19 protein-coding genes, 4 tRNA genes, 1 pseudogene and 1 riboswitch are annotated in these 16547 nt (G+C 69.1%); of the genes and pseudogenes, 6 read left to right on the plus strand and 18 right to left on the minus strand.

All coding sequences use genetic code 11. The features are described 5' to 3' along the window. Positions 1–5: 5 nt before the first annotated feature. Both QM708_RS04340 and QM708_RS04345 read right to left on the minus strand, forming a co-directional pair. Positions 6–1079 (minus strand): IS110 family transposase, encoded by a 1074-nt coding sequence (locus QM708_RS04340; RefSeq protein ID WP_415104746.1) that lies wholly within the window; start codon positions 1077–1079, stop codon positions 6–8. Positions 1080–1323: 244 nt separating this feature from the next. Continuing rightward, positions 1324–1602 (minus strand): annotated as a pseudogene (locus QM708_RS04345) (transposase); the annotation flags it as partial. Here QM708_RS04345 and QM708_RS04350 point away from each other — a divergent pair. Then, a complete protein-coding gene (locus QM708_RS04350; protein ID WP_415104748.1) occupies positions 1601–1750 on the plus strand; it encodes a hypothetical protein in 150 nt (49 codons plus the stop codon). The pseudogene QM708_RS04345 and the gene QM708_RS04350 overlap by 2 nt on opposite strands. 770 nt (positions 1751–2520) lie before the next feature. Here the strand turns inward: QM708_RS04350 and rplA are convergent. The 8 genes from rplA to QM708_RS04390 all read right to left on the minus strand — a co-directional run bounded on the left by rplA (position 2521) and on the right by QM708_RS04390 (position 7248). Then, the gene (rplA, locus tag QM708_RS04355; protein ID WP_415104750.1) at positions 2521–3228 is read right to left on the minus strand and encodes a 50S ribosomal protein L1; all 708 of its coding nucleotides are present in this window, start codon (positions 3226–3228) and stop codon (positions 2521–2523) included. A 91-nt stretch (positions 3229–3319) separates the two neighbouring features. Beyond that, entirely contained in the window at positions 3320–3751 is a 432-nt protein-coding gene (gene rplK / locus QM708_RS04360; RefSeq protein ID WP_415104752.1) for a 50S ribosomal protein L11, read from the minus strand. 91 nt (positions 3752–3842) lie between these two features. Next, positions 3843–4655, minus strand: a complete 813-nt coding sequence (nusG, locus tag QM708_RS04365) for a transcription termination/antitermination protein NusG (RefSeq protein ID WP_415104754.1) — start codon at positions 4653–4655, stop codon at positions 3843–3845. Positions 4656–4682: 27 nt separating this feature from the next. After that, the gene (gene secE / locus QM708_RS04370) at positions 4683–5093 is read right to left on the minus strand and encodes a preprotein translocase subunit SecE (protein WP_415104756.1); all 411 of its coding nucleotides are present in this window, start codon (positions 5091–5093) and stop codon (positions 4683–4685) included. Positions 5094–5145: 52 nt separating this feature from the next. Next, positions 5146–5218, minus strand: a tRNA-Trp gene (locus QM708_RS04375). Between the two features lie 113 nt (positions 5219–5331). After that, positions 5332–6417: a UDP-N-acetylmuramate dehydrogenase gene (locus QM708_RS04380; RefSeq protein ID WP_415104758.1), complete on the minus strand. Its 1086-nt coding sequence runs from the start codon at positions 6415–6417 to the stop codon at positions 5332–5334. Then, positions 6410–6823: a MaoC/PaaZ C-terminal domain-containing protein gene (locus tag QM708_RS04385; protein WP_415104760.1), complete on the minus strand. Its 414-nt coding sequence runs from the start codon at positions 6821–6823 to the stop codon at positions 6410–6412. Before QM708_RS04385 ends, QM708_RS04380 begins: the two co-directional genes overlap by 8 nt. Next, positions 6820–7248: a MaoC family dehydratase N-terminal domain-containing protein gene (locus QM708_RS04390; protein ID WP_415104762.1), complete on the minus strand. Its 429-nt coding sequence runs from the start codon at positions 7246–7248 to the stop codon at positions 6820–6822. The genes QM708_RS04385 and QM708_RS04390 overlap by 4 nt, the downstream gene beginning before the upstream one ends. Positions 7249–7282: 34 nt before the next feature. On the opposite strand from QM708_RS04390, the gene QM708_RS04395 reads away from it, so the two are divergent. After that, positions 7283–8488, plus strand: a complete 1206-nt coding sequence (locus tag QM708_RS04395) for a glycosyltransferase (protein ID WP_415104764.1) — start codon at positions 7283–7285, stop codon at positions 8486–8488. An 83-nt stretch (positions 8489–8571) separates the two neighbouring features. On the opposite strand, the gene QM708_RS04400 is transcribed toward QM708_RS04395, so the two are convergent. The 6 genes from QM708_RS04400 to QM708_RS04425 all read right to left on the minus strand — a co-directional run bounded on the left by QM708_RS04400 (position 8572) and on the right by QM708_RS04425 (position 10842). Next, a complete protein-coding gene (locus QM708_RS04400; protein ID WP_415104766.1) occupies positions 8572–8859 on the minus strand; it encodes a hypothetical protein in 288 nt (95 codons plus the stop codon). 50 nt (positions 8860–8909) lie between these two features. After that, positions 8910–9080, minus strand: a complete 171-nt coding sequence (rpmG, locus tag QM708_RS04405) for a 50S ribosomal protein L33 (RefSeq protein ID WP_415104768.1) — start codon at positions 9078–9080, stop codon at positions 8910–8912. Between the two features lie 34 nt (positions 9081–9114). Next, positions 9115–9191 (minus strand) — tRNA-Met (locus QM708_RS04410). A gap of 29 nt (positions 9192–9220) precedes the next feature. Next, positions 9221–9293: transfer RNA gene (locus QM708_RS04415), tRNA-Thr, on the minus strand. A 72-nt stretch (positions 9294–9365) separates the two neighbouring features. Beyond that, entirely contained in the window at positions 9366–10646 is a 1281-nt protein-coding gene (locus QM708_RS04420) for a DUF2207 family protein (RefSeq protein ID WP_415104770.1), read from the minus strand. A 114-nt stretch (positions 10647–10760) separates the two neighbouring features. Next, positions 10761–10842: transfer RNA gene (locus QM708_RS04425), tRNA-Tyr, on the minus strand. A 70-nt stretch (positions 10843–10912) separates the two neighbouring features. Between QM708_RS04425 and QM708_RS04430 the strand changes: the two genes are divergently transcribed. The 4 genes from QM708_RS04430 to QM708_RS04445 all read left to right on the plus strand — a co-directional run bounded on the left by QM708_RS04430 (position 10913) and on the right by QM708_RS04445 (position 13473). Then, on the plus strand, positions 10913–11404 hold the full coding sequence (locus QM708_RS04430) for a YajQ family cyclic di-GMP-binding protein (protein ID WP_415104772.1): 492 nt from the start codon (positions 10913–10915) through the stop codon (positions 11402–11404). Between the two features lie 9 nt (positions 11405–11413). After that, a complete protein-coding gene (locus QM708_RS04435; protein ID WP_415104774.1) occupies positions 11414–11854 on the plus strand; it encodes a hypothetical protein in 441 nt (146 codons plus the stop codon). Positions 11855–11883: 29 nt separating this feature from the next. Then, positions 11884–12702 carry an exodeoxyribonuclease III gene (locus QM708_RS04440; protein WP_415104776.1) on the plus strand — a complete coding sequence of 273 codons (819 nt, stop codon included), beginning with the start codon at positions 11884–11886 and terminating at the stop codon, positions 12700–12702. 246 nt (positions 12703–12948) lie between these two features. Beyond that, the gene (locus QM708_RS04445) at positions 12949–13473 is read left to right on the plus strand and encodes a DoxX family protein (protein ID WP_415104778.1); all 525 of its coding nucleotides are present in this window, start codon (positions 12949–12951) and stop codon (positions 13471–13473) included. A 163-nt stretch (positions 13474–13636) separates the two neighbouring features. Here QM708_RS04445 and QM708_RS04450 read toward each other — a convergent pair whose 3' ends face one another. Continuing rightward, positions 13637–14575, minus strand: coding sequence for an enoyl-CoA hydratase/isomerase family protein (locus QM708_RS04450; protein ID WP_415104780.1), 939 nt, complete (start codon positions 14573–14575; stop codon positions 13637–13639). Beyond that, positions 14572–16287: a polyprenol phosphomannose-dependent alpha 1,6 mannosyltransferase MptB gene (mptB, locus tag QM708_RS04455; RefSeq protein WP_415104782.1), complete on the minus strand. Its 1716-nt coding sequence runs from the start codon at positions 16285–16287 to the stop codon at positions 14572–14574. Before mptB ends, QM708_RS04450 begins: the two co-directional genes overlap by 4 nt. A 108-nt stretch (positions 16288–16395) precedes the next feature. After that, a riboswitch (TPP riboswitch) is annotated at positions 16396–16491 on the plus strand. Positions 16492–16547: the final 56 nt, after the last annotated feature.

Below are 16547 nucleotides of genomic sequence, written 5' to 3' on the forward strand. Positions count from 1 at the left end.
CTATGTCAAGCAACCAGTCGCAATGGCTCTGCGGAAGCTTCGGCGACATCGGCCTGGAGGTCGGCTCGCTGTGCGGCGAAGACGACGTCAGACAGCCGGCGACGCAGCAGCCGAAGGCCGGCGACGCGGTCCTTGCCACGCGCCAGCTGCTTGTCGAGGTAGGCCTTGCCCGGACCCACGCCGCGCGCCTGGGTGACCGCGATCATGTGCAGCGCACAGTTCATCGAGCGGTTCCCGCCACGGTTGAGCCGGACCTTGCCCTTGCTCGAACCGGACCACACCGGCACCGGTGCGGTGCCGGTGAACCGCGCATAGGCGTCCTTGTCGCGGAACCGGTGCACACCGGCAGTCTCGCCCACAATCACCGCTGCGGACAATACCCCACAGCCGGGAATCTCGAGCAGCGACGGAGCAAACCGGCAGACGAGGATGCGCAGCTCCTTCTCGAGGTCGTTGATCTGGGTGTTCAGTTCCTGGCAGCGCTCGAGCAGGCTACGCGCAAGCCGGGCCACAACGCTGTCGAACCGATCGAGTTCGGCGAGCAGGTCGCGCACCACGCAGTGGCGGCGTAGGCCTCGGCCGGGAACCTGCAGATCGGGATCGAGCTCGTGCAGGTGCCAACGGACCTGGGCAGCGATCCGGGTGCGCTGAACAACCAGGTCACGGCGGTGATCCGACAGCAGCTTGACTTCCCGAGCGGGGCCGTCTAGTTCGGCGACTGGCAGGTCCGGGTGCCGCAGCGCCGCGAGTGCGACCGCCTCGGCATCTATCGGGTCAGACTTCCCTGGCTCCCGGCTGGACTGTCGCACGCTAGCCATCAGCCGGGTCGGCACTCGGATCACGGACTGGCCCGCGGCCAGCAGATCCGACTCCAACCGCCGCGTCAGGTGGCGACAGTCCTCAAGCGCGAACCGGACACCATCGTCATCATGGTCGGCGAACGTGCTCGCCCACTCGACCATCGCGAGATGTCCCTCGCTGTTCGTGCGCACTGTCTTGGTGCCCAGCCGTCGCCCAACCTCGTCGAGTGCGACCACGGTATGGGTCCGCTTGTGGGAGTCGGTGCCGATCATGACCATGCGAAGAACCTCCAGATGCTCGGATGCAATCGGGTGTCCTGGCGCCCGCGAGGCGGGCACGCCTCAATGCAGCGCGAACCGTGGTCGCAAGCAGGCTCCTATCAAGCCACGCACCCGCGGATGCCAGGACACCCGACCAGGGCCGCACATCGAGGACAAGCCACCGACCCAGCGAACCAGGCCGAGGCAGCAAAGAAAGGAGCGAACCCCAGTCGGGCAGCAATCACTGTGGCATTGACGCGAAGAAAATCGAGGCCGCCTTCAAGATCTCGTTGTCCTCACGCAACCTACGGTTCTCCGCCTTCAACCTACGGATCTCGGCATGTTCCTCACTGGTCTGGCCATCACGGTTACCCGCGTCGATCTCCGCTTGGACCACCCACCGACGCAACGACTCCGCGCCGACGCCCTCCTGGCGGGCAACGGCAGCGATCGCCTTCGCGGTCGACGGGTACTCAGCCCGATGCTCCACCACGAGCCTGACAGCTCGCTCACGGAGCGCGGGATCAATCTTCTTCGGCATGACGCCATCCTTCCAACTCGAAAGACAGCGGCATCAAACCTGGGACGGTTCAGAGCGCCGCTACCTGTCCGAACACTCCATGGAACTCATCACCGGCACCAGCAAGAACACCAAGGAGGTAGCCAAACCAGAACTCATGACGGCATGATCAGAACCACTGACCCGCACGGTACCGAGAAACCCCACCACAACACGGGACACCACCCCGGGACGCCTCCTGGCGCGAGATCCGCGCGCCCCCAAGCACCGCTGGGGTTTTGGAACCTGGGCTCCGCCATCACCGCGTTCCCCGGCCGCAGACCATCCTCGACCTATGACGGGGTCTCCGACGCCACAGGTCGGACGCGCACCGCGATATGAGAAGAAGCGGGTCTGACTACCAACCCGATTCCTCTCCCATCACGGCTCGCGCCGGGCCCCTCGAAGAGTCAGCGCATGACACCGCAAGGGTTCGGGTGGGATGCGGCGGTGCGGGCGCCTATCCCTTTTTGACGCAACCCACCGCCCAACCGCGCCCGAGCAACACAACAGGACACAGCGCGCCCGCACCGCCGCATCCCACCCGAACCCGACCGCCGGCAGCCCACATCCCGGACCCCGCCGCCGTCCCCGGGATGATGCCGACACAGCACCACCCGTAGCCCTCGATGCCGCTGGCGACGCCATCGTCTCAAGCGTGGCGTCCCACGGTCCGGTGATGCACGTGTCCGCGCCCTCGATGCAGGCGGCGATACCCTCGTCTCGAGCCTGGTCTTCGCGCCGGGCACGGGCAGGAGTCCCGGCGCCACCGGCGATCTTTGCGGCCATCGAGGCGTTCCTCAATCGACGCCCGCGGCATGCTCCGCGTCGAGAAGTCCCTCCGTCCGGGCATGCGAAAGGGCCCCCACCGGAAATCCGGTGAGGGCCCTCGCAGAGAGGTCAGGAGACGGCGTCCGCCGGCTTGAGACGCTGCGGATCGACGGCGACGCCGGGACCCATGGTCGAGGCGACGGTGATCTTCTTCAGGTAGCGACCCTTGGCCGCGGACGGCTTGAGACGCAGAACCTCGTCGAGAGCGGCGAAGTAGTTCTCGGCCAGCTGCTGCTCGGTGAACGACGCCTTGCCCACGATGAAGTGGAGGTTGGCGTGACGGTCCACGCGGAACTCGATCTTGCCGCCCTTGATGTCGGTGACGGCCTTGGCGACGTCCATGGTGACGGTGCCGGTCTTCGGGTTCGGCATCAGGCCGCGGGGGCCGAGGATGCGGCCGATCCGGCCGACCTTGCCCATCATGTCGGGCGTGGCCACGACGGCGTCGAAGTCGAGGTAGCCGCCGGTGATCTTCTCGATCAGGTCGTCGGCACCGATTTCGTCGGCGCCGGCCTCCGCGGCGGCGGCGGCCTTCTCACCGGTGGCAAAGACGAGGACCCGTGCCGTCTTGCCCGTACCGTTGGGAAGGTTCACCGTGCCGCGGACCATCTGGTCGGCCTTGCGCGGGTCGACGCCGAGGCGCATGGCGACCTCGATCGTCTCGTCGAACTTGGCCGAGGCATTGGCCTTGGCCAGTGCCAGGGCCTCCTCGGCGCTGTACAGCTGGGCGGCGTCGATCTTCTCGGCTGCCGCGCGGTAAGCCTTGCTGCGCTTCATGTCTGGTTCCTTTCACGACCCCGGAAGGTCTACCAGGTGTGGTGTGCGGGCCGCGCCGGCCCTACCACGGTGTTGATGAGTGAGTGTGCGCTCAGCCGTCGACGGTGACGCCCATCGAGCGGGCGGTGCCCTCCACGATCTTCATCGCGGCGTCGATGTCGTTGGCGTTCAGGTCGGGGAGCTTGGTGGTGGCGATCTCGCGAACCTGGTCGCGGGTGATCTTGCCCACCTTGTCCACGTGCGGCTTGGCGGAGCCCGACTTCAGGCCGGCGGCCTTCTTGATCAGCTCGGCGGCCGGCGGCGTCTTCGTGATGAAGGTGAACGTGCGGTCCTCGTAGATGGTGATCTCAACGGGGATGACGTTGCCGCGCATGGCTTCCGTCGCGGCGTTGTACGCCTTGCAGAACTCCATGATGTTGACGCCGTGCGGACCGAGGGCGGTACCGACCGGAGGTGCGGGGGTAGCCGCGCCCGCGTTCAAGGCAACCTTGACGAGCGCTGCCACCTTCTTCTTGGGAGGCATGTTTGGGTCCTTGCTACATCGCGGCACGCTCGGGACAGCGCGCCTGGGTTTGTCTCGTGACCCCGGGAGGGGTCGATGCGAACGGTTGCGCTCAGCCCTTCTGGACCTGCGCGAAGGTGAGATCCACGGGGGTCTCCCGCCCCAGAATCTCCACCAGTGCCTTGAGGCGCTGGTGGTTCGCATTGATCTCGGTGATGGTCGCGTGCACGCCGGAGAACGGCCCCTGCACAACCATGACGGAGTCGCCCACCGCGAAGTCGGCGACCTCGACCTTCTTCTTCTTGGGCGCCGCGGCACCGGACGCCGCCTGCGCGGCCTTGGCCAGCGCGGCCGGGGCGAGCATGCCGACGACTTCGTCCAGCGACAGCGGCACTGGCTGGTTGCCGAACGCGACGAAGCCGGTGACCGACGGCGTCTGCCGGACGGTGGACCAGGACTCGTTGGTCAGCTCCATGCGCACCAGGACGTAGCCCGGGTGCGAGGTGCGCGTCACGTTCTTGCGCTGGCCGTTGCGGATCTCGACGGTCTCGATGGTCGGCACCACGGACTCGAAGATGTAGTCCTCCATGCCGAGGGTCTGGATACGGGCATCCAGGTTCTGCTTCACACGGTTCTCCATGCCGGAGTAGGTGTGAATGACGTACCAGTCGCCGAACTGGCCGGCCAGCTTCTCGCGCAGTTCCGCGATCACCGCGTCGTCGTCGGTCGAAGAGGCCTCGGGCTCCGGCTCGTCCTCGTCGTCATCGCCGCCCAGGTTGAGCAGGATGTCGGCGTCCGTCACGTCGGAGGAAGTGTCGTCGCCGAAGTCGAGGTTGAGTTCGATGTCGTCGGTCGACTCCTCGGGCGCGCCGAGGTCGATCTCGATGTCGTCGGGGGTCGCGTCGTGCGCGTCCAAGTCAGCCATGCGTGTGATTTACCTTCCGTCTGCGTCTCAGCCGAACAGCTTCAGCATCAGCCAGCCGAAACCGAGGTCAAGCAGGCCAACGTACCCCATCACGATCAGCACGAAGACGAGGACGGCCCAGAAGTACTGCTGCACCTGAGGCCAGGTCGGCCAGACGACCTTCTTCAGTTCGTCGACCGACTCGCCCACGAACTGGACGGGGCCGGCGCGGTGAGCGTCGTCTTCGTCATGGGTGGCGCGCCGGCGCGGTGTGGCCGCGCCCTTCTTCGCCACCTCGGCGGTCGCGGCGCTCTTGCGTACCGGGCGTGCTCCGCGTGCCTGCTCCGCCACGGAGGGGGCGGTTGCGGGGACGCCGTCGGCGTCAGTGTTCTCGTTCAGCGCGTCGTCGTCGTTGGCAGGGGACGCCAAGGACTCGTAGGAGTCGTCGTTGGGTGCCACTGCACAACCTCACATCTGCTGATCGTCGCCTTCCAGGCCCCGGTGGACCCAGCAGGGCAAGAGGGACTCGAACCCCCAACCTGCGGTTTTGGAGACCGCTGCTCTGCCAGTTGAGCTATTGCCCTTCGGTGTCACCAACCCTACCCGAGTGCCCCGAAGGCCACCCGCAGCGTTGGACCAGCGCCACCAAGACCGAAAGCATACGCATTCGCGCGCCCCGAGTCGAACTGGGCGGCTCTCAGTCCAGCGAGACGCCCACGAACACGGGTTCGGGGACGAGCGTCACGCCGAACCGGTCCCGGACGCCGTCGCGCACCTCGCGGGCGAGCGCGAGGATGTCGGAAGCCCTAGCCCCGCCGCGATTGGTGAGCGCCAGCGTGTGCTTGGTGGACAGGGTGGCGGGCGGCGTCCCGTAGCCCTTGCCGAAGCCGGCCCGGTCGATCAGCCAGGCCGCGCTGGACTTGACCCGTCCGTCGCCGGCCGGGAAGCGCGGCGCCCCCTCGGGGAGGGCGTCGGCCTGGGCCTGGGTGAGCAGCGGGTTGGTGAAGAAGGAGCCCGCGCTCCAGGTGTCGTGATCGGCGGCGTCCAACACCATGCCCTTGCCGCGGCGCAGGCCGAGGACGGCCGCGCGGACGTCGGTCATCAAGGCCTTGCCGCCGGCCTCGATGCCGAGGGTGCGGGCGAGTTCGGCGTAGCGGACGGGCGCGCTCAGGTCTCCTTGCAGGAACTGGAAGGTGACGGTCAGCACGACGTAGCGTCCGGGTTCGGCCTTGAACCGGCTGGTGCGGTAGCCGAACCGGCAGTCGAAGTTGGCGAAGGTGGCGTACTCGCGGGTCTGCCGGTCCCAGGTGCGGACGCTCCAGATGGTCTGGCTGACCTCCTGGCCGTAGGCGCCCACGTTCTGGATCGGCGTCGAGCCGACCGCCCCGGGGATGCCGGACAGCGCCTCGATGCCAACCAGTTGCTGGCTGACCGCCCAGGCGACGAAGTCGTCCCAGGACTCCCCCGCCTGCACCTCGACGATCACCCCGCCGCAGGAGGCGGGACCGGAGACCAGATCCATCGGGTCGGCGTCCGCGTCGATCTCGCAGTAGTTGGCGCCCTCGGTCTTTACGCCCTTGGTGGCGACATGCACCACGACGCCGTCGAAGCCCTCATCGGCGACGACGACGTTCGATCCGCCCGAGAGGATCAGCACGGGCTCGGCTGCGGCGTCCGCTTCGGCCACGGCGGCGACCAACTCCTCGGTGGTGGTCGCCTCGACCCAGCGCCGGGCCGGGCCGCCGACCCGCAGAGTGGTGTGCTCGGACAGCAGTTCAGTCAACGCGCACCTCGGCCTTCGCCGAGCCGAGCACCTTGACGCCGCCGTCCAGGGTGGCGTTGATGGCGATGGTCGCGACGCCGCCGTCGACGGCGGTGATGGTGGCGGTCACCTCGACGTCCACGCCCTCATCGTCGTCGGGCACCGGTACCGGCTTGGTGAAGCGGACGCCGTAGCTCAGCACGCGCGCGGGGTCGCCGCACCAGTCGGTGACGATCCGCAGAGCGCGGCCCATGGTGAGCATGCCGTGGGCGATCACGCTGGGCAGGTTCAGTTTCGCGGCGGCACGGTCCGACCAGTGGATCGGGTTGAAGTCGCCGGACGCGCCGGCGTAGCGGACCAAGTGCTCGCGGGTGAACGTGAGGGTGAGCGGGGGCAGTTCGGTGCCCACCTCGGCAGTGATGCTCATGCCTCCTCCTTCGGCCAGGTGTGCAGCAGGGTGGACGTGGCCTCGCAGATCGCCTCGCCGCCAGTCGTGGTCAGCGCGACCGCGACGGTGATGAACGCCGAGGCGCCGCGGGCGCGGATCTTGTCGATCCGCAGGGTGGCGGTGACCTCGTCGCCGGCGCGCAGCGGGCGCGTCCAACTGAACGACTGGTCGCCGTGGATGGTCTGCGACAGCTTCATGTCGAGGTCCGGGTCGCCGAACAGGCCGTCCCAGGCGCGCGCGGCCAGCACGGCGGCGAACGTGGGCGGGGCGATCGGCGTCGCGCCGCGGTAGGCCGGGTTGGCGTCGCCGAGGGCGTCGGCGAACTCGGCGATCTTCTCGCGGCTGACGAGGTAGGGGTCGGTGGCCGGGTAGGCCCGGCCGAGGTGGGCGTCCGTGATCGGCATGCCCGCAGGCTACCGCGTGCCGTAGGGTCGCGGTGTGACGCTGCGCCTGCTCTTCGTGTCCATGCACACCTCGCCCGCCTCCGCGCCGGGGGCCGGCGACGCCGGCGGGATGAACGTGGTCGAGATGCACCAGGCGCTGGCGCTGGCCCGGCTCGGCTATTCGGTCGACATCGTCACCCGGCGCTCGGCTCCCGATCAGCCCGACGTGATGGAACTGGACGGCGGCGTCCGGCTGCTGCATCTCAACGCCGGACCGCAGACCGACCTCGCCAAGAGCGCCATCGACGCCCACATCGAGGAGTTCTCCGCCGGCCTGGCCCGGCTGGAGCCCTACAACCTGATCCAGTCGCACCACTGGATGAGCGGGGTGGCGGCGCTGCCGATCGCCCGCGCCTGGAAGGTGCCGCACGTGCAGAGCTTCCACTCGGTGGCCGCGCACCCGGGGCGTCCGCTGGCCGACGGTGAGCCGCCCGAATCGGACGCCCGCGTGGCCGGCGAGGCGCTGATCGCCCGCGAGTCGGACGCCATCATCGCGGTCAGCACCGCCGAGGCGCGCACCGTCGTGGAGCGGTGCGGCGCCGATCCCGACCGGGTGATCGTGATTCCGCCAGGGGTCGATCTGGACACCTTCCGGCCCGCTCAGCGCACCGACACCCCGCCGGTCTGCCCCTGGTGCGGATCGCGGGCCGGCTACGTGCTGATGGCGGCCCGGCTACAACCGCTCAAGGGCGGTGATCTGGCGATCCGGGCGCTGGCGCAGCTGCCCTCGCTGTTGCGGCCCGACCTGGTCATCGCCGGGGACGTCAGCCACGACTTCGCCGACTACCGCGACGAGGTGGAACGGCTGATCGACGACCTCGGCATGCGCGACCACGTCCACTTCGTGGGCGCCCAGTCCCGCCCCGACCTGGCCCGGCTGATGCGGCACTCGATCGCGCTGATGGTGCCCTCGCATTCGGAGACGTTCGGCCTGGTCGCGCTGGAAGGGGCGGCGTCCGGGGTGCCGGTGCTCGCCTCGTCCACCGGCGGCCTGCGCGAGGTGGTCGTGCATGAGGAGACCGGCTATCTGATGCACGACCGCGACCCGGTGAGTTGGGGACGCACGCTCGGCCGGATCCTCAACGACAACACGCTGCGCGCCCGCCTGGGCGTAATCGCCCGGGTACACGCCCGCCGGTTCCGCTGGCACGACATCGCCGTCCGGCTCGCGGAAACCTACGAACAGCTCGCCGGGCGATAGCCGGACGCAAAGCACGAGGCCGGTCCCCGGGGTGGGAACCGGCCTCGTGGCGTCCGTAGGTAACGGTGACGTCAGCCTGACGGTTACTTCAGCGCGGCTTCGATCTTCGGCACCAGCTGCTCGATGGCGTACTTCGAGGCCCGCGTGGTGCCCAGCGAGTACGCCGAGGCGATGTCGCCGTCGATGACCACCGCGCGGCCGGCGGCCACGGCCGGGAGCGCCTTCCAGGCGGCATCCTCGGTGAGCTTGTCGGTCTCGATGAAGATCGGGAAGGCGATGATCAGGTCGGCGTCCGCATCATCGAGGGTCTGGTGCCGACGGATGGATCGTGGCGCTGACGGACGCCTCCGGCGTCCGCGCCGCACGCGCAAGAACGGGCCGCCCTGAGGGACGGCCCGTTCTTCGGGTCAGCGTGCGAGGATCAGCGGGTCTCGCGGTGCGCGGTGTGCGACTTGCACTTGGGGCAGAACTTCTTCAGCTCCAGGCGGTCGGGATCGTTGCGCTTGTTCTTCTTGGTGATGTAGTTGCGCTCCTTGCACTCGGTGCATGCGAGCGTGATCTTCGGGCGGATATCGCCAGACTTCTTGGCCATGACAGCCCTCTCCTCATCCGTAGGTCACCAGCAATGGTAGCGGGGACGGGACTTGAACCCGTGACACAGCGATTATGAGCCGCTTGCTCTACCTAGCTGAGCTACCCCGCCGTTTGCCGCCGGCCTGAACCGGCGATCAGAGCCCCCATGCGGAATCGAACCGCAGACCTTCTCCTTACCATGGAGACGCTCTGCCTACTGAGCTATAGGGGCCGGACAGCGACGAACAACTTACAACAGGTTCGGGCCGATCCCCAAATCGGGCCGCCGGTGGGCGTCCGTGGCTCAGAAATCGATGCATCCGATGTCGCCGCATCCGCCCCCACAACCGTCGCCGCAGCCGGAGGTGAGCGGGTCGAGCACGTCGAGGGAGCCCATGAAGTCGCCGATGCCGGCGGTGAGGTCTGCGATCGCCTCGCCGATGTCGGGGATGCCGTCACCGGCGTCGGCGATATCTGCTCCCACGCCGGGGACGCCCTCGTCCGCACCACCATGCAGCAGCGAATCGGTGAGCCAGGCCAGGTCGCCGATGCCCTCGGCGAGATCGAACGCGGGCGAGACGTCGAACCAGGTCAGGTCGGCGGCGAGCCAGGCATCGCCGGCGTCCAGATCGCGCAGCAGGTCGCGGAACACGCCCGCCCAGTGACCGGCCACACCGAACGCCATCGCCCAGGGCAGGTAGCGGGTGAAGACGCCCATCGCCTCCTCCACCCGGAACTGGTCGGCCTCCGCGGTCTGAAGATAGCGGCGGAACCCGAGCGCCTGAATCCGCGCCGCTGTGCCGGCGGCCGTGCGGGGCGTCCGGCCGCGGGCCACCATCAAGGCAACACCGGACGCCGCGAGCACCGCGAGCCCGGTGAGCGCACCCACCAGGTCGGTGGCGACCGCCACGCAGGCCCCGGCACCGAGGACGCCGAGGATCGGGGGCAGGCAGCCGAGGCGTCCGCGCTGCTGCGGGTGGCGGGGGTACCAGCCGCGGTCGACGACCTCGCGGTACAGGCCCAGTTGAGCCTCGCGCAGGGTCTTCATGCCGCTCTCGTCGAGTTGCCCCAGGCGCACCTGGCCGCGTCCGCCGAACAAGCCGTCAAGGAGCCCGAGCTCCCAGGTGGTGGCACTCACCCCTTCCCGGCTGCTGGGAGACGCACGGGTCAGCAGCCAGTCCACGAGCTTGCCCTCGGCGGGGTCGGGACGCCGGCCCCACAGCTTGCGCGCCCGCGACGGCGCGGCGTCCGCGGGAACGGCGGTGATCCGCAGGTAGCCACGGATCGCGAGGTCGACCAGGGCTGCGGTCAGGTCGCGGGAATCCACCCGGCCGTCCACGACCACGCCTGCCAGCGCCGGACCGACCCCGGCCGGTGGCGCGAACGCGACCGCGATCTCACCAGCCCATTCGTCACCCTTCACCCGTTCAGTGCTGGCAGGCGCCCCCGGCTCGGGGAGCAGACCCGGAGTGATCCCGGCGAACACCTCATCGCGGGAACGGCGGCGGACGACCAGTCCGGCGACGCCGGCCACGATCCAGGCGACCAGGGCCACGCTGATGACGGCGAGGTGGGAGGGGCTCATGGGACCTCAGTATTCCGGACCCGCTCAGGCGCCCGGGACAGGCCAGTTCCCGGCCCTCCCACATCCGGCGTCCAGATACGCAGAAACCCGGCTTGACAAGCCGGGTTTCGCGGGTGGCAGGTGTAGGATTCGAACCTACGTAGGCTGTGCCGACGGTTTTACAGACCGCTCCCTTTGGCCGCTCGGGCAACCTGCCGTGCTGATTGCTCAGCGGGTGGATACTCTAGCAAGCCACCTACCACCGATTCCAAATCGAGAGGGACACCATGGCATCCGACAGCTCGTTCGACGTTGTCAGCACGTTCGACGCCCAGGAGGTCGAGAACGCGCTCAACATGGCCGCCAAGGAGGTCAACCAGCGTTTCGACTTCAAGGGAACCGAGTCCTCGATCCGCAAGTCGGGCGAGGCGATCGAGATGGAGTCCAGCGGCGAGGAGCGCGTGAAGGCCGTCCTGGACGTGTTCCAGGGCAAGCTGATCAAGCGCGGCATCTCCCTGAAGGCGCTGGACGCCAGCGAGCCGCGGTTGTCGGGCAAGATGTGGAAGATCACTGCGACGATGAAGAAGGGCATCTCGACCGAGAACGCCAAGAAGATCGCGAAGATGATCCGCGACGAAGGCCCCAAGGGCGTGAAGACGCAGATCCAGGGCGACGAAATGCGGGTCAGCTCGAAGAGCCGCGATCACCTGCAAGAGGTGCAGCGCCTGATCAAGGCGCAGGACTACGATTTCGCCGTCCAGTTCACCAACTACCGCTGAGGTTCTCAGATGCCCGCCATCGCAGCCAATCTTCCCGTCGCGATCAGCACCGGCCTGGCCGCCACCGCCTGGTACGCGCTACCCGATGCCGTCCGTAGCCGTGGCGCCCGTGGGGTCCTGAAAGTCGGGATTCTCTGCGCCGCCGGGGCGGCCTGGGCCCTGCTGCGGGTCAAGCCGGTCCAGGAGCCAGGCCCGGACGGCTTCGACCAGACTTTGGCGGCGATCCGTGAGAATCCCGGCAAGGCGGCTGCCATCGCCGCGGTGGTGGTCACGGCCGGCACCGCGGTGTCGGTGATCGGCGAGAAGGCCACCTTCGCGTTCGGCGAGCGACGGCGCGCCCGCGGCGTCCGGTTCGCGCACACCGTGCCGGCGCTGGTGCTCGGCGCGCTGACGGCTGTCGCCGCCCTCGCCGAGGAGCAGCGCGACCAGCCGTCGTCGGTCGCCGGGTAGCGGGCATCGCGCGCCGCTAGGGTGTCGGGGTGCTTCGCGTAGCTTCGTTCAACGTCAACGGGATTCGTGCCGCCCAGCGCCGCGGAATGCCCGGGTGGCTGGCGTCCACCGCTCCCGACATCGTCGCGGTGCAGGAGATGCGCTGCCCGGCCGACCTGGTGCCCGCCGACGCGCTCGGCGGCTATCACCTGAGCTATCACCCGGGTGAGCTGGCCGGACGCAACGGGGTCGCCCTGCTGACCACGCGGCCGCCCGAAGCGGTCCGGATCGGATTCGGGCATCGCTCCGACTCCGAGGGGCGCTACATCGAGGCCGATCTCGACTTGAACGGCGTCCGGCTCACGGTGGGATCGGTGTACGTGCCCAAGGGCGCCACCTGGGACGGCCCAGACGCCGACCCCGCGAAGTACCAGCGCAAGATGCGCTTCCTGAGTTCGTTCCGCGCCTACCTGACCAAGGCACGTCGCGAGGCCGCGCGCCAGGGGCGCGAGTTCCTGGTGATGGGCGACTTCAACATCGCGCACACCCGCAACGACCTGCGCAATTGGCGCTCCAACCAGCGCTCGGAGGGGTTCCTGCCCGAGGAGCGGGAATGGTTCGGCTCCATCCTCGGGCCGCGCACCCTGATCGACGTGGTGCGCCACGTGCACCCGGACGCCGAAGGTCCCTACTCGTGGTGGAGCTGGCGCGGCCAGGCCTTCGCCAACGACGCCGGCTGGCGGATCGACTACCACCTGGCCACCCCGGCGCTCGCGCGGGCCGCCGTGGTCGCCGGAACCCACCGCGACGCCAGCTACGAGGAGCGGATGAGCGACCACGCCCCCGTGGTCGTCGACTACGCGCTCTGATCGCCGCGGGACGGCTCGGTTCAAGCGACGGCGCCGTCACGCCCCCACCGGCCGGGGCGTCCGGAACCTCGCGATGATGCCCGGTACACGCCTTGGACAAGGTGAATCGTAAAAAGGTGATACATCCGTGACTTAAATACTGAAGGCGTGGTAGCGTCGCCCACGCCGTCCGGTTCTCGTGTCACGAGGCCCTCGGCGCCCACGCGTGAGGATAACCCGACCACCTTCGAGGAGAGGACTATCCCCATGGTCACCGACCACACCCTCCAAGCAGACCCCCCTGAGACGACGCCGCAGCGGACCACTCCCGTGACCCCGCCCCGCGCGATCACTCCTCCCACCTCCGACCACCTGCCCGCACTGGGCCTGTTCCTGGTGCGCGTCGTGGTGGCGGCGATCATGGCCGTCCACGGCGCCCAGAAGCTGCTCAACCTTCAAGGCACCACCGGCATGATGACCTCGCTCGGATTGCCGCAACCCGGGCTGGCCGCCCTCGCCCTCGGCACGGTCGAGGTGCTGGCGGGCGCCGCACTGCTCTTCGGCGTACTGACCCGCCTGGCCGGCCTCGGCGTCCTGGTGGTGATGGCCGGCGCGCTGGTGATGGTGCTCGGCTGGCCCGCGTCGATGATCGGCTACGAGGGCTACGGCTTCGCCGCCGAGTTCGAGGTGCTGCTCGCCGCCCTCGGCATCATGTTCATGTTCGTCGGCGCCGGCCGCTGGTCGGTGGACGCCCGCTTCGCAAGGCACCGCGCAAGCCGTCGGGCCAAGTGAGCGCGCGGTTGCACGGTCGCGCACGACTCGTTCGCCTGCGTGGCGTTTAGGTTCCTTCGCGCGCACGATATGAACCGTTGCGCACGATATTTCGTAGGCAACGGTTCATATCGTAGGCAACGGCGAGGACACGGGGTGCGCAGGCACACAGGGTGAAGAATCTTCACTCGCCGAAGCAGGCGAGCACCTCGGCTCGGGTGACGTCCTCGATGCGGGCGTGCTGCCAGCGCGGGGTGCGGTCCTTGTCGACGAGTTGGGCGCGGACGCCCTCGAGGAAGTCCGGGGCGGGGATCAGGGTGCGGGCCAGCTGCAAGTCCTGGGCCAGCACCTCCTCCACGGTGGTCATCGCGCGGGCGCGGCGGATCGCCTCCAGGGTGACCGCGACCGACAGCGGCGAACGCTTGCGCAGGTCGGACGCCGCCGCGCGGGCCGGCTCGTGCTCGCTGGACTCCAGCGCCACGATCACGGCCGCGGGATCGTCCGAGGCATAGCACTCGTCGATCCAGGCTCGCCAGCCCTCCAGTTCGCCGGCGGGTGCCGGAGCCTCGGTGGTGTCCACCTCGTCGGCGAGGCCGACCAGGACGGCGTCGGTGGCGTTGATCGGGTTGCCCGTCAACGCGACGTGCGTGCCCAGCTCTCCGGGTGCCTGGGCCAGGTACAGCAGGATGCCGACGTCCGGTTCGAAGCCGATGATCGTCTCGGGCATGGCGAACACCGCGCCCGGGTAGGCGATCCGGCGCGAGCCGTGCGCCGACACGCCGAGCCCGCCGCCCATCACCACACCGCGCTGGTGCGCGATGTAAGGCTTGGGGAAGTTCTTGATCGCGCTGTTCATCGCGTATTCGGTGGTGAAGAAGCCCAAGAACCCCTCCCCCTCGAGCACTGCCTCGCGTAGCGCGCGCACGTCGGCGCCCGAACACAGCCCGCGCTCCCCCGCGCCCGCGATCTCGACGCTGGTCACGGAATCATCCGACGCCCAGGCGTCCAGGGCCCGATGGATGCCCGAGAGCATGCCGGGCGTGAGCGCGTTGATCGCGCGCGGGCGGTTGAGCAGCAGGTGCCCGACCCCGTCGCGCACCTCGACGATGAGTTCGTCGGTCATGGTCGTCCTTCTTCGTCGTCGGATTCGCCTCCGGCGGCCGCTTCGCCGCCCACCGCGAAGTCTGCCGTCTCCGCACCGTCAGTGGCCAACGGCACTGCCTGAGGGACGGCCTGCGGATCAGTGCCGCCATCCCCAACGGACGCCCCGCCATCCGGACGCGCATCCGCGACACGTAGCGCCTCCAGCCGGGCCGCCTCGGACGCCAGCATCGCCTCATACGGCGAACCGACCGGCACATAGGACGCCGGGTCGCGCGGGCGCGCCGAGGGGCGCCGGCGTCCAGTGCGGCTGAGCAGCCAGCCGCTCGCGGCCGCCACCGCGGCCAAGGCGAGCGAGACCGCGTCGTTGCGCCAGGCCAGATTGCCCGCCCCGTAGACGAGCAGCACCGAGGTGAGGCCGGCCGCGACCCGCAGCGTCCGGTCGCTGGTGCGGGCCAGGGGCAGGAACAGCGCCCCCCACAGCAGGTACCAGGTGTGCAGGGCCGGCCCGAGGATCGCGAAGGCCAGATAGGCCCAGGTCATGAACGACAGCGGGCGGGTGCGGACGAAACGGACCAGCATCCAGCCGATCAGCGCGACCATGATCGCCAGCGAGACCGCTTTCGCCACCGGCATCGCCCAGGCGGCCGCGGTCAGCAGCCCGGCGAGCTCGAGCAGGTGCTGCAGCCCCCAGCCGATCAGGCTGAACGGGGCGAGGGTGACGATCATGCCGGGCACGGTCATCGCCGAGATCCAGCCGAAGCCCAGGCCGGTCAGCATCGTCACGCCGGCGAACACGCCGATCACGCCCAGCAGTGTCACCAGCGCCCGCGGCGCGAAGCGGAGCAGGTCGGGTGCCCGCCACGACGCCCAGCCCGACCCGATCACGGCCACCGGGACGGCGGCCAGCAAGGCAGGCTGTTTGATCGACATCCCCACCCCGACGGCGATCACGGCGGGCCAGAACCAGCCCCGGTAGGCGAGGTGGATCGCCAGCGCGGCCAGGCCGAGCATCAGCGCGTCGTTGTGCGCGCCGCCAACCAGGTCGATCACCATCAGCGGATTGATCGTGGCGAACCAGGCCGTCCGGCGCGGATCGAGGCGCAACTGGACGGCGATGCGGGGCAGGAAGTGCACCAGCAGGCCGACGCCGATCAGCGCCGGGATGCGCTGCGCCACGGCCGAGTAGTACGGGTTGAGGCCGGCCAGCTCGACCAGCCAGTGCGAGATGGTCAGCGACAGCGGCCCATAAGGCGAGGGCGTGTAGCGCCACAGCCAGGCGACCTGGTCGGCGAACGCGCCCGGCAGCACCGAGGGGGACGCCTCGTAGGGGTTGAGCCCGTTGTGCAGCAGCCAGCCGTGGGCGGCATAGCTGTAGGCGTCGTGGCTGAAGATCGGCGGCGCGACCAGCAACGGCAGCGACCACCACACCAGCACGGCCCAGTGCTTGACGTCGCGGTAGATCGCGCCGCGAATCCGGAACCAGGCGATGATCAGCAACCCGATCGCGCCGATCACCATCGCGGTGGCCAGCGCCCGGGCCCACCACGAGTCCAGGCCGAGGGCGCGCATCGTCGGCCAATACGGGGACGCCTGCGGCAGGTAGGCCGGTGACAGCGCGCCGAGCGCCAGCAAGGCGGTGCCGGCCAGTCCCAGCCACACCGGGCCCACCCGGAGCGCGGCCCAGAAGTCGACCCAGCGCTGGCGCACCCGCGCGAGCACCGTCGAGATCACCGCGCATCCTCCTCGCCTCGCACCTGTCCCGCAACAGCCTACTTGCGTGCGGCCGCCGCGTTCGTGGACCGAACCTCGTGCCGGGATGCCCGATGCAGTAGCCTCGTGCGAAGTGACACGGGGTGCCGTGAAAGCCGGCTGAGAGTACACCCGTCGAACCTGATCCAGTTCGTACTGGCGAAGGGATTGTCTCGATCTTCGCCGCGTACGCCGGGGTGGTGGCCTGCCCCGGCGTCCGCGCGTGGCGGCGCCGCCGATTC

The organism is Propioniciclava sp. (assembly GCF_047602245.1).
In the GTDB taxonomy this organism is placed as follows: domain Bacteria; phylum Actinomycetota; class Actinomycetes; order Propionibacteriales; family Propionibacteriaceae; genus Propioniciclava.